We start from the raw sequence: 15,721 nt of genomic DNA on the forward strand, positions 1-15,721 counted from the left end.
ATTTTTGAATGCTTTTTGACGATACTTATAAAACCATAGAAAACCCTGCCGAAGGTGTTTTTCGCGACCGCGGCAGCAAGTTCCTGGCCTATGCTTATCCCATCAGTTCTGAAAATGACATCAAGGCAATAGTTGCCCGACTAAAATCAGAACATCCCAAAGCCAATCACCATTGCTGGGCTATGCGTTTAACCATCGACCGCTCGGTGTTCAGGGTTAATGATGACGGTGAGCCTTCAGGTACTGCAGGCAGACCAATCCTGAATACACTGCTGTCAAAAGATCTTACCAATCTCCTGGTTGTAGTAGTTCGATATTTCGGCGGCACGTTATTAGGGGTTCCGGGTTTGATTAATGCTTATAAAGCGGCTACCGAAGATGCCTTAAACCAATCGGTTATCATTTCAAAAACAGTAAATGACGTATACACTATCTCATTTGATTATTTGCAAATGAATGATGTGATGCGGATCATTAAGGAAGAGGGGCTTGGCGTACTTAATCAGCAATTTGACAATGATTGCAGTATCCAGCTTTCTATCCGAAAAACGCAGGTTGAGCCGGCGCTTTTTAAATTAAGCAAGGTGAGCGGCTCGCAGGTTAAATACAACCACAGCATCTAACTATTCCATTACAATAGCCACTTTAGGCACTCTTTTTCTGTCCATTTAATTCCTTAATTGTGGTCTAATTGTTTTAATTTAGTCGGGTATGCAATCTTTTGAATTAGATAAAACCGACCTGCTCCGCATTAAAACAGCGCTCGAAGCCGATGATGCTGAGTTAGAGAATGTTCTGAAGGAATATCACGCCTCGGAGATTGCTATACTATTTGAAAAACTTCAGCAGGAAGAAAAAGAAAGGATCATCAATATCCTCCCGGCCGACGTTGCTTCGGAAGTTTTATCCGAAATGGACGAAGAGCATGGCCCTGCCGAATTGCTTGTAAACCTCGATCCTGAAAAACGTACCGAGATAGTTGAAGAGCTTGATTATGATGATGCTACTGACATCATTTCCCAGTTGGATGAAGAACACCAGGAAGAGATCTTAGAAGACCTCGATCATGAAGATGCCAGCAGCATCCGGGCATTGATGACCTATGCCGAAGATACTGCCGGTGGTTTGATGAACTCCGAGATTATCAAGGTAAACATCAACTTGGATAAAAAGGATGCGCTTGATGAGATCATCCGACAATCGGAAGAGATGGAAGAGTTTTATACCATCTGCGTAGTTGATAATGACGACATACTGAAAGGGATCCTCTCCATTAAAACAGTCATCAAGGCCCGCGCCGATGCCAGCATCAGCGATTTGGTAACTACCGATTTTGTTTACGTAAAAGCCGAGCTTGACCAGGAAGAGGTAGCCCGTCTCATTAAGCAATATAACCTTACCAGTATCCCGGTTGTTGATGATCACATGAAACTGCTCGGACGCGTTACGGTGGATGATATTATCGACGTAATGGAAGAGGAAAACACCGAGGACATCCTGAAGATCTCCGGTGTATCTGAAGATGAAGAGTTGAGCGGTAACTGGCTGGAGGCAGTAAAAAGCCGTTTGCCATGGCTGGTGATTAACCTGGGTACAGCATTCCTTGCTGCATCCATTATCCGGACATTTGATTCGACAGTTGCCAAGCTTTCCATTATCTCGGCTTATATGACCATTATAGCAGGTATGGGCGGTAATGCTGCCACACAGGCATTGGCGGTAACTGTTAGGCGTATTTCATTAAGCGACCTTTCCGACAAACAAGCTTATAACACCGTATTAAAAGAGTTTTTAGTAGGCCTAATCAACGGCGCCGCCAATGGGCTCATCGTGTTTATAGTAGCGTTCTTTTACGATGCCAATCCGCTGCTTGGCCTGGTGTTGTTTTTAGCCATGACAGGCAACCTGATCATAGCAGGCTTAACAGGCGCTTCCATCCCGTTGATATTGAAAAGGGTAGGGATTGACCCCGCAGTAGCATCATCCATCATCATCACCACTTTTACCGATTGTATAGGGTTTTTACTACCGCTGTGGTTAGCTACCAAGCTTTTATTGAAGTAGTATATCCGCCGGTTGTCCCTGTCCCACGGCAATTTATAAGCAATTAGCGTGGACAAGAACCCCGGAAGGGCTAAGCTGCCAAATATTTAAAACCTTGTTATATAGTAAGTTTCTTTTTGAGGGCTGTCAAAATGTTATATTTATAAATAATCTTTGAATATTTGCGTGTTTACAATAACTTAATAACATTGTTGGGACGAATTTAATCTGAAACTGATGACAGAAGTTAGACATAACTGGACTAAAGAAGAAATAGCCGATATATACCACACACCATTGCTTGATCTTGTATACAAGGCCGCTACGATCCACCGCGAGAATAAAGATTATGCAGAAGTGCAGATCAGTTCATTGATATCGATAAAAACAGGCGGATGTTCTGAAGATTGTGCTTACTGCCCGCAAGCTGCCCGTTATAATACAGGTGTAAATGTACATGCCATAATGCCGAAAGATGAAGTAATCGCTGCTGCCGAAAAGGCAAAAGCCGGTGGCGCATCACGTTTATGCATGGGTGCAGCATGGCGTGAGGTTCGCGATAACCGCGATTTTGATAAGGTAATTGATATGGTTAAAGCGGTGAACAGCCTTGATATGGAAGTGTGTTGTACCCTCGGCATGCTTACCGAAAGCCAGGCACAACGTTTGGCCGATGCCGGTTTATATGCCTACAATCATAACCTTGATACATCCGAAGAAGATTACAAACGGATCATCACCACCCGTACCTACGATGAGCGCCTTAAAACGCTTGAACATGTGCGCAAAGCTAAGATCACCGTATGCAGTGGCGGCATCATTGGCCTGGGTGAAACGGTGGAGGACAGGGTATCCATGCTCAAAACATTGTCGAACCTGCCCAAACACCCCGAATCAGTGCCTATTAATGCTTTAGTTCCGGTAGCAGGAACTCCGTTAGCCGATCAGCCCCGTGTTTCTGTTTGGGACATGGTTAGGATGGTGGCTACAACAAGGATCATTATGCCTAAAACCGTAGTGCGTTTATCTGCCGGTCGTACGGAGATGAGTACGGTTGAACAGGCTTTCTGTTTTATGGCAGGAGCTAATTCAATTTTTGCTGGCGAAAAGCTGCTTACCACGCCAAACCCATCATTTGATACCGATATGGCTATGTTTGAATTGCTTGGTTTATCGCCGCGTAAAGCTTTCAAAAATGGCCGGCCTAATGAAGTTAATAAAGAAGAAGTTGAAGTTGCGGGCTAATAGCGCTTTCAGATAAAACAAAAGGAGCGGTAGCAAAATGCATGGCTCCTTTTGTTTTAATAGGATTTTTTACATTAATATCAGAGATTTCTATTAGTCTCTCATATTAATATATTGCAATGGCTGGCCAAAATCCTCCGCGCGGCAAAGGCTGATAACAGATTGCAGGTCGTCAATCTTTTTTCCTTGCACCCGCACTTGATCGTCCATGATGGAGGCTTGCACTTTAAGGCCGCTATCTTTAATTTTCTTTACTATCTTTTTAGCAGCTTCCTTATCTATACCTTCCCTGATCTTGATTTCCTTGCGGATCATGTTGCCCGATGCATATTGCTCTTTGCCAAAATCCAGCGCTTTGGGATCAAGATGTTGTTTAACCATCCGGCTTATGATGCTGTCTTGTATGGCTTTAAGGCGCATATCGTTTTCAGTAACTATGGTAACCTGGTTTGTTTTTTTATCAAGGTCAATAGTGCTTTTTGAATCGTTAAAGTCGTAACGGTTCAGGATCTCTTTTTTGGCGGTATTTATCGCGTTATCAAGCGTTTGCCCGTCTATTTTACTAACTATATCAAATGTTGGCATAAGTAGTGTGTTGGTTATAAATGTTTTGCAAAACTAATGTATTGTTAACATACAGCGCAATATTGCAACAAATTGTTTAATTTCTGCAATAAATAATGATGAATGAAAACAGGTTAATTCCTCATGAGTTAATATTAAGTTAACAAATAAATAAGCAGATTTGTAACATCTGGCTGTAAAGCGAGAAATTTTTATGGATAAACAGGTTCCCTTAATTAACAGAGAAATAAGCTGGCTATATTTTAACGATAGGGTTTTGCAGGAAGCGGCCGACCCGACCGTTCCCCTGATAGACCGGATTAGGTTCTTAGCTATATTTTCATCTAACCTCGACGAGTTTTACAGGGTGAGGGTTGCCACACTAAGCCGTTTAGCTGCACTTAATGAAAAATCGAAAGAGATACTTGGTTATAACCCTAAAAAGATCCTTAACCAGATCAAGAATATTGTAGTAAGGCAGGAACGTAAATTCAATAACCTGTACGAAAACATCATTGTTAAACAACTGGCCGAAGAAAAGATCTTTATCCTTAATGATAAACAGCTTAACGTAACCCGTGGTACCTTCGTTAAAAATTATTTCAGGGAAAAGCTGCTGGCTACATTGGTGCCGATCATGCTCAATGATACCTTACCGCTGCCTGAGCTTAGGGATAGGGCCGTTTACTTTTTTGTAAAGCTTACCACCAATAAAAAAACGAGGTTTGCCCTTATTGAGTTCCCGGATAACCTTTCGCGTTTTGTTAAACTGCCCGATACCAATAACCTGAAGTTCATTATTTTGCTTGATGATATTATCAGGTACAGTTTGGAGGATATCTTTTTCATTTTTGAACATGATAGTATTGAGGCTTACTCCATCCAGCTTACCCGCGACGCGGAGCTTGACCTGGATAAAGAGGTGAGTGAAAAATTTGTCGATTCACTGGCCAAGAGCCTTCAAAAGCGAAAAAAAGGTAAACCGATGCGTTTGTTGTATGACTCAGAGATGCCTATGGATATGCTGAAATACCTGGTAGGCAAAATGGGCCTGCATGGCGAAAGTCTTATCCCGGGTAACAGGTACCATAATTTCAAGAACTTTATTGCGTTCCCCAACGTTGGTGGGCCGGAGCTTGAGTATAGCAAATATATAGCACTCCCTGTGGCCGACCTTTCATTCGGTAAAAGCCTTATAGGGCTCATCGCCAAAAAGGATTACCTGGTAAGTACACCTTATCAATCGTATGATTACGTGATCCATTTTTTGCGCGAGGCCGCTATCGACCCTAAGGTAAAAGAGATTAGCATTGCTGTATATCGTTTGGCCGAAAACTCAAGAGTGGTCCATGCTTTGATCAATGCCGCTAAAAACGGCAAAAAGGTAAACTGCCTTGTAGAGTTAAGGGCCCGCTTTGATGAGCAAAACAATATTCACTGGAGTAACAGGCTTGAAGAGGAGGGCGTAACAGTATTGTACGGTGTGCCCGGTTACAAGGTGCACTCAAAAATATGTTTGGTTAGCCGTACCGAAAAAGGTAAGCTGGCTTATTATGCCTGCCTTTCAACTGGTAATTTTAATGAAAAAACAGCGCAGATCTATGCCGATCATACCCTTTTTACAGCTAACAAAAGAATCACCGATGACCTGGTAAATGTTTTTAAAGCAATTAATAAGGGATTATTGCCTAAGGGGCTCAAAAGCCTGATCGTGTCGCCAATTGACTCAAGGCCTGCAATTTACAGGCTGATAGATAACGAGATCAAAAACGCGAAAGCCGGCAAGCAGGCGTATATGATCCTGAAGATGAACAGCCTGGCCGATGAGGAAATGATCAGCAAGCTTTACCAGGCGAGTAATGCAGGCGTGAAAATTAAGATGATCATCAGGGGGATGTGCTGCTTAATTGCCGGGGTGAAAGGCTATAGCGAAAATATAGAGGTGATTAGTATTGTAGATAAATATCTTGAGCACGCGCGGGTGCATATTTATTGCAATGGCGGCAAGGAGCTCATCTACCTTACATCGGCCGATTTCATGACCCGAAATATCGACAATCGCGTTGAAGTTGGCTTCCCGATATATGATGAAAAACTACAGCAGGAGATAAGGGATATTATTGATATCCAGCTTGAGGATAACACCAAAGCCCGTGAGATCAACAGCCAGAACACCAACAAATACCACAAAACAAACTCGCCCGAAAGCCACCGGGCGCAAATTGAAATATATAATTATTTAAAAAATAAAACGAAATAACATTGAGATACGCCGCCATTGATATAGGTTCAAACGCCGTGAGGCTGTTAATTGCCGACATAATTCAAAACACCGGATCGGTGTCGTTCAAAAAAAATACCCTGATCCGTGTTCCGTTGCGTTTGGGAGACGATGCTTTTATACAGCAGCATATATCTGAGAAAAAAACGACAGAGCTGGTTAAATCAATGGTTGCTTTTCGTAACCTGATGGATGTATATAAGGTTACCGATTATTTAGCCTGTGCAACTTCGGCCATGCGCGAAGCTAAAAACGGGGAAGATGTTGTGAAGCTGATTAAGGATGAGGCTAATATCGATATTGAAATTGTACATGGATCTAAAGAAGCCAGTATCATTTATGCCAGTCATGCCGAGCAAAATATTGATAAAAGCAAAAACTACCTTTATATTGATGTAGGCGGCGGCAGTACAGAGCTTTCGCTGTTTTCGGCAGGGGAGCTGATCGTTTCGCGTTCGTTTAACATTGGCACCATCCGCATTCTGGATAATCAGGACACTGAAGAAACCTGGAACGAAATGAAGGATTTTGTGCGCGACAATACCCGTAACTTTAAGCAATTATCAGGCATAGGTACCGGCGGCAACATTAATAAACTGTTCAGGCTATCCGAAGAAAAAGAAGATATGCCGCTAACTTTTGCTAAACTAAGATCATTATATACCTACCTGAGCTCGTTTTCATTAAAAGACAGGATCAACGTGCTTGGCCTAAACCAGGATAGGGCCGATGTAATTATTCCAGCCTGTGAAATTTACCTTACGGTAATGAAAAATGCTAACATCAAAAATATATATGTACCCAGGGTAGGTATGGTTGATGGAATTATCCAAACTTTAATCGAAAAAAATATTCAATAAACAGGTTAAAATTATTTTAACAAATTGTTTAATAATTTAAAAAGTGTTATTATATTTGTAGTGCCCTCTCAAGGGCATGTTTTTCATAGGTAGATGTAGGGTCGGGTACAAGTTATTCGACCCTTTTTTGTGCCCCTAACTTTTTGTGTGTTTGGGTTGTTGAAGGAGTAATTATGAAGAAAAAGATAGTTGTTGCTATTACGGGTGCCAGTGGTTCAATATATGCCAGTCTGCTGCTAAAAAAACTAACCCAATTACAGGATCAAATTGCCGAAGTGGGCGTTGTTATGTCAGATAATGCCAAAGATGTTTGGAAGTTTGAACTCGACAACGAAGAATACAGCCGGTTCCCTTTTAAATTTTACGCTAAAAATGATTTCATGGCACCCTTCGCTTCGGGTTCGGCAAAGTTTGATACCATGATAATTGTTCCATGCTCTATGGGGACGCTTGGAAGGATAGCAGGAGGAATCTCTGACGACCTGATCACCCGTGCGGCCGACGTGATCCTTAAAGAGCGCCGTAAACTGGTATTGGTAGCCCGTGACACGCCGTTCAACCTGATCCATATACGAAACATGGCGACTGTTACAGAAGCAGGTGGGATCATATGTCCGGCGATTCCATCATATTACAGCAAGCCCCAAACTATAGAAGAGCTGGCTATGACAGTAGTAAACCGGGTTATTGATTTAATAGGGCTGGAAAGTAAAAGCTATGAGTGGAAAGGGATCTGAATTCCACATCGTTTCGGTTAAGTAATTGCGGTTACGTGTCGTTTTAGTTACCCGAAATATGTCCGAACTTTAACGGGCAGCCCGTCTAATGGAAAAATACAAAGGCATTCCTATTCTCACTGCAAATTTTCATGCGGTTAGTTAAGTTTATTAGGGTAGCCTTACCAAAGGGGGCAGCCCTATTACGGGGTATAAAGTCGCATTAGAAAGTAAGGCGGTTTTTATTTATTGTTAAGCAGCTTTATTATAACTCCGGCATTAATAACTCTGCCGTCCAACGGCGCGTAAATATTTTTGAACACGGGATTAGAAACGGATCCGGTATAAATCGTTCCCCATTTACTTTGTCGTTGATCAGTAAGATTCTCGGCGTTAATGAAAATAAAAAAATGCTTCCACATCTTTTGCACAAGTAGTCCAAAAGTCCAATAATCACGACCTGTTGTACCACTGTCCAATATTTGTGAACCTGTATAAAATCCCTCAACGCCTGCCCTGAAACTGTTTTCCACTTCGTAGGTCAGGTCTGCGTTTAACTGGTGTTTGGGTGTTAATGTCTGAGCACTGCTTAACCCGTTAAAATGGCGTTGTACATCTGTATAGGTATAACCAAGGTAAATCCCTAACTCATCCATCAGCAGCTTAATATTGGTTTCGGCCCCTTTGCTGATCAGGTAACCCGGGGCGTTTATAAATGCATTGTTTTGTAATACTAATGGGTCATTCACTTTGGTGAGGAAGAATAGGTGATTAACCTGCAAAAAAGCATCGCCTACTGCGCCTTTATAATTTACATCTGCGTTGGCACCGGCCGAACGTTCGGCTTTGGTTGCGCCAATATTTAATGGCTGCAAATACCGATAGCCCTGTTCTTCGGCATCGTCATTAAAAATATCCGGCATCTTATAGCCCAGGCCGCCGCCTACGCGGCTACTCCAATGTTCATCGAGCGTAAATAGCGTGTTAACGCGTGGCAACAGGAATAACCCGTTTGAGCTTGCAGATGACGGCGAGTTTTCGTCAAGCCGAATGCCACTTTCTACAGCTAACCATTTTGTGGGTTTGAAGGTATTTTGAGCAAAAATTCCGTAAGTGTTGCGGCTATAGCTTAAATCTACACTTCCGTTTGGTTGCGACAAATGATCTGTCCAAACATCCGCACCGGCTACCCAGCTTGCAATTTTGCCATTACGGACATAGTTAGCTTCGGTATAAGATGATAATTGATCGCCCTTAAATAGAAACTGCGGCTCACCGATTGTCCTGTAAAAGTAGCCAATCGTATTTTTAAAGTTCAGTTGGTTGTTCGAGTCAAGCTTATGCGTGTAGGAAAACTGCGTGGAAAGACGGTCGCTTAGGTTACGCTCGAAATATTGGTGCTGATTATCGGCATGGCCGTTGATGACCTGCATATCGCCACCTAAACGATCTTCGTGCATGAGGTTAACACCAAACCAAAGTTGGTCGCGGTTGCCTGGCTTTAAGAATACTTTTGGCGCAAGCGTGAAGCGATTGGTTTTAGGCACCGCGGAAAGCCCTGTATTAGCCGGATCGTAAGCACCATTATAGTTATAAGAACTAAAAATTGTTGTTCCTGCGTGTGTCCATTGCTGGCTGTAAAAACCACTGGCATCGGTGCCTCTGGCTGAATTCTGGTTAAGCAATAAGGTCAATTCGGGTTTAGCCGCTGGCGTTTTGGTGATCAGGTTAACTAAACCGGCAATAGCCCCACCACCATAAAGTGTCGATGCCGAACCTTTAATAATCTCGGCCTGCTTCAGGTTAAGCGGCGAAACCTGCACCAGGCTTAACCCACCCGAAAAGCCATCGTACATTGGCAATCCATCCTGCAATAGCTGCGTATAACGGCTATCCAGCCCCTGGATGCGAAAACTCGCTGTGCCGCTTACCGCCGAAGCCGCTTGTACGTGTACACCCGTGATCTCCCCTAGCAGCATTTTGATATCGCCGGGGCGCATGGTGCTTTTTTCGTCCAGTTCCTCAGCAGGCAATGCTTCGATACGGGTGGGCACATCACTGCGGTTCTGATTGGTGCGGTTGGTTTGCACCACCACCTCTGCCAATTCACCTGCCATCGGCTCCAGGTAAACTTCTATAACGGGCTCAATATTTTTGAGTGGCAACACGAAAGTTTTTTCCTGCGGCAGATAACCCACCATACTGAATTTGATCTCGTATTTGCCGGTGGGCAGGTTGAACTGAATGTGCCCGCTGCTATCCGCAGCAGCGCCTCTTTTTAATTCGTTGATATAAGCCGTAACACCGGCTATGGACTGTTTGGTTTGGTCATCTTTGACCAAAATAGATAAAGTATGCTGTGCACGTGCGGCCACTGAAGCCAGCAGCACAGCGCCTAAAAGTAAATAGCGCATGAAATAGCTTAAAACGTAAAAATTGATGATTAAGAAAATGAGGGTTTTCTTACGCTAAAGGCGGACGAAATAAAGAAGGATGGTAATAGCTCAAAGCACCGGAGCTATGATGTAACGAAGCTGGGGTGATGAAATCTAGTGATACAGGTTCAGCCAAAAACGGGCTAACCGGTTGAATAATGGCCGCAAAGGATGGCGTGCCCTGGAATTGCAGCGCACCGGGTTTTGATGGCTGATCATGCTGGTTATGGTTTAACAGGTCTTTACCGTTTAGCAGATAATCTCCGATGAAATCCAGCACACCTTTTTCGTCCGGTGTGACCACCTTTTCATAAGCCTGATACATACGCGGCAATTCGTTAAGCAGCGAGAAATCACCCAATGGCAAAGCAATGCTGCCAAAGAGCAAATACCCGATCGTCCAAAAAGCCGCGATTCTTTTGAGCATGAGCGTAAATTAACTAATAAATTCTGTAGGAAAACTGAAAAACCGTAAGCCAGGCCAATCCGGCTTACGGTTCAATATAATTGACAATACAATTGTAAGCGGCAGCTTTGAACGGTGAGTGGTCATGATACAAATGCTATTATGAGATCAACCTGAAATTATTACGTAGCGTTCTGGTACCAAACCTCATGGTACTTGTATTATATCGTAAAGCAATATAGTTACTTATGCATACATATTGCTTTAATACGAACATTATTATAAATCATTGCGATTATAACCGCTAAAATTAAATCCTTATGAAAAAACTTTTTATAGCTTGTTGGCTGTTCATTTTTGTTGCGCATAATGTTTTTGCACAAAAAGAGCTGTCCCGCAATGAACGTATGAAATGGTGGCGGGAGGCTCGTTTCGGCATGTTTATACATTGGGGCGATTATGCCGGGCTGGCCGGTATGTATAAAGGATACGAGATAGGGCACGGTGGTGAGTGGATCATGAACAGGGGCAAGATTCCGATAGCCGAGTACCAGCAGTTTGCAAAAAAATTTAACCCCGTAAAATACAACCCGGATGCCTGGGTAAAACTGGCCAAGGAAGCCGGTATGAAGTATATTGTAATTACAGCTAAACACCACGACGGCTTTGCCATGTTTAAATCAAATGCCAGCAAATGGAATATTGCAGATGCCACCTCTTATGGTAAGGATGTTTTAAAGCCCTTAGCGGCGGCGTGCAAAAAGTATGGCATTAAATTAGGGTTTTACTATTCGCAAGCACAAGACTGGAATAACCCGGGTGGTGCGGCAGCGCGTAAATTAAGCAGCGAAGGTTGGCCGAACCCCGACTCAGCCAAGATTGATGCTTATACCCTTGAACATAATGGCCATTGGGATCCTGCTCAAACTTCGGCAACAATGGCTGATTATATTGATCGGGTTGCTGTTCCGCAGGTAAAAGAGCTGTTAACCAATTATGGTGATATCGCCGTATTTTGGTGGGATACACCTACAAACATGACTGATGAGTTTGCCCAAAAATTGCATGACCTGTTAAAATTACAGCCCAACATTATCACTAACGACCGGCTTAAGCGTCCAAACTTCGCGGGTGATTACAAAACACCAGAGCAAAAAATACCCAACCTGAGCGAGGTTGATGGAAAAGATTGGGAAACCTGCATGACTATGAATGGTACCTGGGGGTATAAAAGCTATGATCATAAATGGAAAACTCCTGAAACGTTAATTCACAACCTCATTGATATTGCATCAAAAGGGGGTAATTACCTGTTAAATATTGGCCCCAATGCCGAAGGCGAATTTCCGCAGGAAAGTATAACCACCTTGAGAAAGATGGGTGAATGGATGAAGGTAAACAGCGAAGCAATATACGCTACCCAGTCAAGTCCACTTCAGCCCTTAAGCTGGGGCAGATGTACCCTTAAACCAAACGTCAAAAATACCACCTTGTATTTCTCTGTGTTTAACTGGCCTTCCGGCGGAAAGCTGGTTATTCCCGGTCTCAAAAATGAAGTTTTAAGCGCTAAAATGCTGGCCGGGAATACAGCATTAAAAGCTGCGCTATCAAGTGAAGGCCTGATTATAAATGTCCCCGATAAAGCCAGGGATAGCATTGCTACCGTAATAAAGGTAGAAGTAAAAGGGGAGATAAGCAGGCAGGCTGCTAACCCAACCGGTACAATGAAAACAGGTGCGCTTGATTAACAATTGAAACAAGGATCAACTATGTTTTTAAAAAAATCTTTGATTATCGGATTGCTATTTACGAGCAACCTGCTTAAAGCACAGGTTGTTTTAAAAGCAGACGGAAGTGACGATGCATATCAGCAAATATCTCGTGTATTGGGTGGCGATGCCTGTGAAGTTTCTGATTGTGCCCATCATGTTAAACATATTACAGAAGCGTTTGATAAGCATTTAGGTGAATATGTTTTTGTTTTTCACAGCCATGCTAAAGAAGATAATGATCGCTGCCGGAATTACGACAGGGTGCGGGTAGAAATCAAAACATATGGCCCATCCGCAGCTAAATTAAAGGGAGAGCGGGGTGAAACGGTTATTTACAAATGGAAGTTTAAAATAGACAGCGGTTTTAAAGCGCAGCCAACGTTTACGCATATCCACCAGATAAAAGCGGGTGATGGAGATGCCGGAGCTCCCATTATAACTTTTACACCCCGGTTTGGTGAGCCTGATAAGTTTGAAATAATTCATACAGGTTCGGCAAAAGGAACTTCGCAAGGGGTTTTAGCCGGCGTTAACCTGGTCGATTTTAAAGGCAACTGGGTTGAAGTAACAGAGACGCTTCATTATGATAGCGTTGGAACTTACAATGTTGAGATCAAACGGATTGCAGATAATAAGGTACTGCTCAGCTATGTCAATACCAATATTGACCTGTGGCGAAAAGAGACTTCATTTTGCAGGCCGAAATGGGGCGTATACCGGAGCTTGAAAAGCCCTGCTTACATTAGGGACGAAGATGTAATGTTTGCCGACATTTCTATCGGGGAACAAAACTGACAGTTTTTTAACACGTAGTTTTTAGAGCACTTTAAGCTTATGCATGTATGGCTTTTTAAATTATCAAAGAGTTGATACCAGGATTAAAGTCAAACTTATAATATGAATAATTTTATACGGATTTTTTTTTTAGTTCTTTTTTGCCGTTCGGCAATTGTAAACGCGCAAACTGGTAAAGCAATATTGATAAGTACAAATAATGTAAACATGGTGCTTACAATAGGCGCAAATAACAGGATCTATCAGTCATACCTTGGTAAACGGCTTTTAAATAACGAAGAAACCGCCCTGATTCCTGCCGGGAAACATGAAGCCTATATTACAGGCGGAATGGAAGATTTGCTGCAGCCTGCCATCCGTTTAATCCATGATGATCATAATCCTTCGCTTGAGTTGAGGTACGTTAGCCATACTACAAAAAGCATTGACAACAACGTCAGCGAAACATCCATTCAGTTAAAGGACCCTAAATATCCTGTACATGTAGTTTTGCATTACCAGGCCTTTAACAGGGAAGATATTATAAAAGCATGGACAGAAATCAAAAACAATGAAAAAGGAACAATAACCCTTGAAGATTATGCCTCGTGTATGCTTCATCTGGAAGCTAAGGATTATTGGCTTACTCAATTCCATGGCGATTGGGCATCTGAAATGAGAATGCAGGAAAGCAAACTGACCAGTGGCATAAAGGAGATTGACAGTAAATTAGGTACAAGGGCCGATATGTATCAAACTCCCGTGTTTTTTCTTGCGATGAATAAACCGGCAGATGAAACAACCGGCGAACTGATAGCCGGAACGCTGGCCTGGACAGGTAATTTTAAGTTTCATTTTGAGATAGACGAGCGTAATGCTTTAAGGATTATACCAGGCATTAACACTTATGGATCGGCATATGAACTAAAGAACCGTGAAACTTTTACAACTCCGGCCTTTATTTTTACTTATTCGGCCAGCGGAAAGGGGCAGGCCAGTCGTAATTTACATAGATGGGCCCGCAATTATGGTGTACTTGATGGTAATAAACCGCGCCTTACTTTGCTCAATAATTGGGAAGCTACACACGTTAATTTTGATGAAAAAGAACTGGTTAATTTATTTGATGATGCCAAAAAGCTGGGTGTCGACCTGTTTTTATTGGATGACGGATGGTTCGGGAACAAATATCCCCGAAATAATGACAAAGCCGGCTTGGGCGATTGGCAGGAAGATAAATCAAAATTGCCCAACGGCATCGCTTATCTCGTAAAACAAGCCGAAGCTAAAGACCTGAAGTTCGGGATCTGGCTTGAACCCGAAATGGTGAATCCCAAAAGCGAATTATATGAGCAGCATCCCGACTGGATCTTGAAATTACCAAACCGCGAAGAAAATTATCAGCGGAATCAATTAGTGCTCGATCTTACCAATCCTAAAGTGGCAGATTATGTTTACCATGTTGTGGATGATATGCTAACCAAAAATCCAGGTCTGGCTTATATTAAATGGGATTGCAACCGCAACATGACCAATGCATGGTCTCCATATTTAAAAGACAAGCAATCTGCGTTATATGTTGATTATACTTTAAGCTTGTATAAAATCCTTGACCGCTTGCGCCAAAAATACCCGCATTTTCCAATTATGTTGTGTGCCGGCGGCGGCGGTCGCACAGATTATGGGGCTTTAAAATACTTCACGGAGTTTTGGCCTAGCGACGATACGGACCCATTAGAGCGAGTTTATATACAATGGGGATATAGTAACTTTTTCCCTTCTTTAACCATATCAAGCCATGTTACTTCATGGGGCAAACAATCCATAAAATTTAAAACAGATGTTGCCATGATGGATAAGTTGGGCTATGACATTAAGGTTAGTAAAATGACAGATGACGAACTGGAGTTTAGCAAACAGGCAGTTAAAAACTATAATCGCCTGAGCAATATCATTTGGTTTGGCGATCTGTACCGCCTTATTTCGCCGTACGAGGAGAACCGTATGGTGGCAATGTATGTAAATGATGAAAAATCAAAATCTGTAGTGTTTAATTATAACCTTAACACACGTTATAAAGAAGTGTTTAACCGGGTGCGTTTGCAAGGGTTGGACAGCCACAAATTATACCGGGTAGAAGAGATAAACCTGATGCCTGGCGTCAAATCAAACCTTGCCGAAAACGGCGGTACATTTAGCGGGGACTACCTGATGAAGGTAGGGCTTAGTTTAACTCCCGGGAAATTAATACCCTTAAGCAGTATGATAATCGAAATAAACGCCTCAAATTAGAAACATTTCGTAACACTAAGCTGTTGCCTGTTGGTTAAACAGGGTACGTACAAGTTAATGCAACACCCGTAATAACAGTAGCGCAAACGTTTGCGTACTTTGTAGTAAATTATCATTTTACTATTAAATTTTATCTCTACTTTAGTTTTACCAATTATAGCCCGACAGTGCGTAATCGTGACTTTTACAATATGGTTGTTACAGTTTGACATTGATAAGGGTATTAATAAGATAAATAACGTTTGGGCTTCGTTTTTTTTCGATAGGTTAGACGTCTAAAAACAATAAATCGGTCTGTTATAAAGTGTATTCGATACACAAAGGTAGTTACAG

The 15,721-nt window shown here is 42.4% G+C and carries 12 protein-coding genes; 9 read left to right on the top strand and 3 right to left on the bottom strand.

Going from position 1 to position 15,721, the window contains the following annotated elements; all coding sequences use genetic code 11:
• Positions 1 to 8: 8 nt before the first annotated feature.
• The 3 genes from ABID99_RS10435 to bioB all read left to right on the top strand — a co-directional run bounded on the left by ABID99_RS10435 (position 9) and on the right by bioB (position 3,288).
• Positions 9 to 623: a YigZ family protein gene (locus tag ABID99_RS10435; RefSeq protein ID WP_373613652.1), complete on the top strand. Its 615-nt coding sequence runs from the start codon at positions 9 to 11 to the stop codon at positions 621 to 623.
• 88 nt (positions 624 to 711) lie between these two features.
• The gene (gene mgtE, locus ABID99_RS10440) at positions 712 to 2,064 is read left to right on the top strand and encodes a magnesium transporter (RefSeq protein ID WP_373613653.1); all 1,353 of its coding nucleotides are present in this window, start codon (positions 712 to 714) and stop codon (positions 2,062 to 2,064) included.
• Positions 2,065 to 2,280: 216 nt separating this feature from the next.
• Positions 2,281 to 3,288 carry a biotin synthase BioB gene (gene bioB / locus ABID99_RS10445; RefSeq protein ID WP_188832291.1) on the top strand — a complete coding sequence of 336 codons (1,008 nt, stop codon included), beginning with the start codon at positions 2,281 to 2,283 and terminating at the stop codon, positions 3,286 to 3,288.
• A gap of 93 nt (positions 3,289 to 3,381) precedes the next feature.
• Here bioB and ABID99_RS10450 read toward each other — a convergent pair whose 3' ends face one another.
• Complete coding sequence (locus ABID99_RS10450; RefSeq protein ID WP_090525909.1) at positions 3,382 to 3,873, bottom strand: YajQ family cyclic di-GMP-binding protein; 492 nt, start codon at positions 3,871 to 3,873, stop codon at positions 3,382 to 3,384.
• 193 nt (positions 3,874 to 4,066) lie between these two features.
• Between ABID99_RS10450 and ppk1 the strand changes: the two genes are divergently transcribed.
• From ppk1 to ABID99_RS10465, 3 genes are all read left to right on the top strand, one after another.
• Positions 4,067 to 6,112: a polyphosphate kinase 1 gene (ppk1, locus tag ABID99_RS10455; RefSeq protein WP_090525908.1), complete on the top strand. Its 2,046-nt coding sequence runs from the start codon at positions 4,067 to 4,069 to the stop codon at positions 6,110 to 6,112.
• Positions 6,113 to 6,114: 2 nt separating this feature from the next.
• Complete coding sequence (locus tag ABID99_RS10460; RefSeq protein WP_090525907.1) at positions 6,115 to 6,993, top strand: ethanolamine ammonia-lyase reactivating factor EutA; 879 nt, start codon at positions 6,115 to 6,117, stop codon at positions 6,991 to 6,993.
• 173 nt (positions 6,994 to 7,166) lie between these two features.
• Positions 7,167 to 7,730: a UbiX family flavin prenyltransferase gene (locus tag ABID99_RS10465; RefSeq protein WP_175489951.1), complete on the top strand. Its 564-nt coding sequence runs from the start codon at positions 7,167 to 7,169 to the stop codon at positions 7,728 to 7,730.
• 221 nt (positions 7,731 to 7,951) lie between these two features.
• On the opposite strand, the gene ABID99_RS10470 is transcribed toward ABID99_RS10465, so the two are convergent.
• Complete coding sequence (locus tag ABID99_RS10470; protein WP_188832290.1) at positions 7,952 to 10,123, bottom strand: TonB-dependent receptor; 2,172 nt, start codon at positions 10,121 to 10,123, stop codon at positions 7,952 to 7,954.
• A gap of 49 nt (positions 10,124 to 10,172) precedes the next feature.
• Entirely contained in the window at positions 10,173 to 10,571 is a 399-nt protein-coding gene (locus tag ABID99_RS10475) for a hypothetical protein (RefSeq protein ID WP_188832289.1), read from the bottom strand.
• 299 nt (positions 10,572 to 10,870) lie between these two features.
• Between ABID99_RS10475 and ABID99_RS10480 the strand changes: the two genes are divergently transcribed.
• From ABID99_RS10480 to ABID99_RS10490, 3 genes are all read left to right on the top strand, one after another.
• A complete protein-coding gene (locus tag ABID99_RS10480) occupies positions 10,871 to 12,298 on the top strand; it encodes an alpha-L-fucosidase (RefSeq protein WP_188832288.1) in 1,428 nt (475 codons plus the stop codon).
• Between the two features lie 21 nt (positions 12,299 to 12,319).
• On the top strand, positions 12,320 to 13,117 hold the full coding sequence (locus ABID99_RS10485; RefSeq protein WP_188832287.1) for a hypothetical protein: 798 nt from the start codon (positions 12,320 to 12,322) through the stop codon (positions 13,115 to 13,117).
• Between the two features lie 102 nt (positions 13,118 to 13,219).
• On the top strand, positions 13,220 to 15,388 hold the full coding sequence (locus tag ABID99_RS10490; RefSeq protein ID WP_373613654.1) for an alpha-galactosidase: 2,169 nt from the start codon (positions 13,220 to 13,222) through the stop codon (positions 15,386 to 15,388).
• Positions 15,389 to 15,721 lie beyond the last annotated feature (333 nt).

The organism is Mucilaginibacter sp. OAE612, from assembly GCF_041806395.1.
Taxonomy (GTDB): Bacteria; Bacteroidota; Bacteroidia; order Sphingobacteriales; family Sphingobacteriaceae; genus Mucilaginibacter; species Mucilaginibacter rubeus.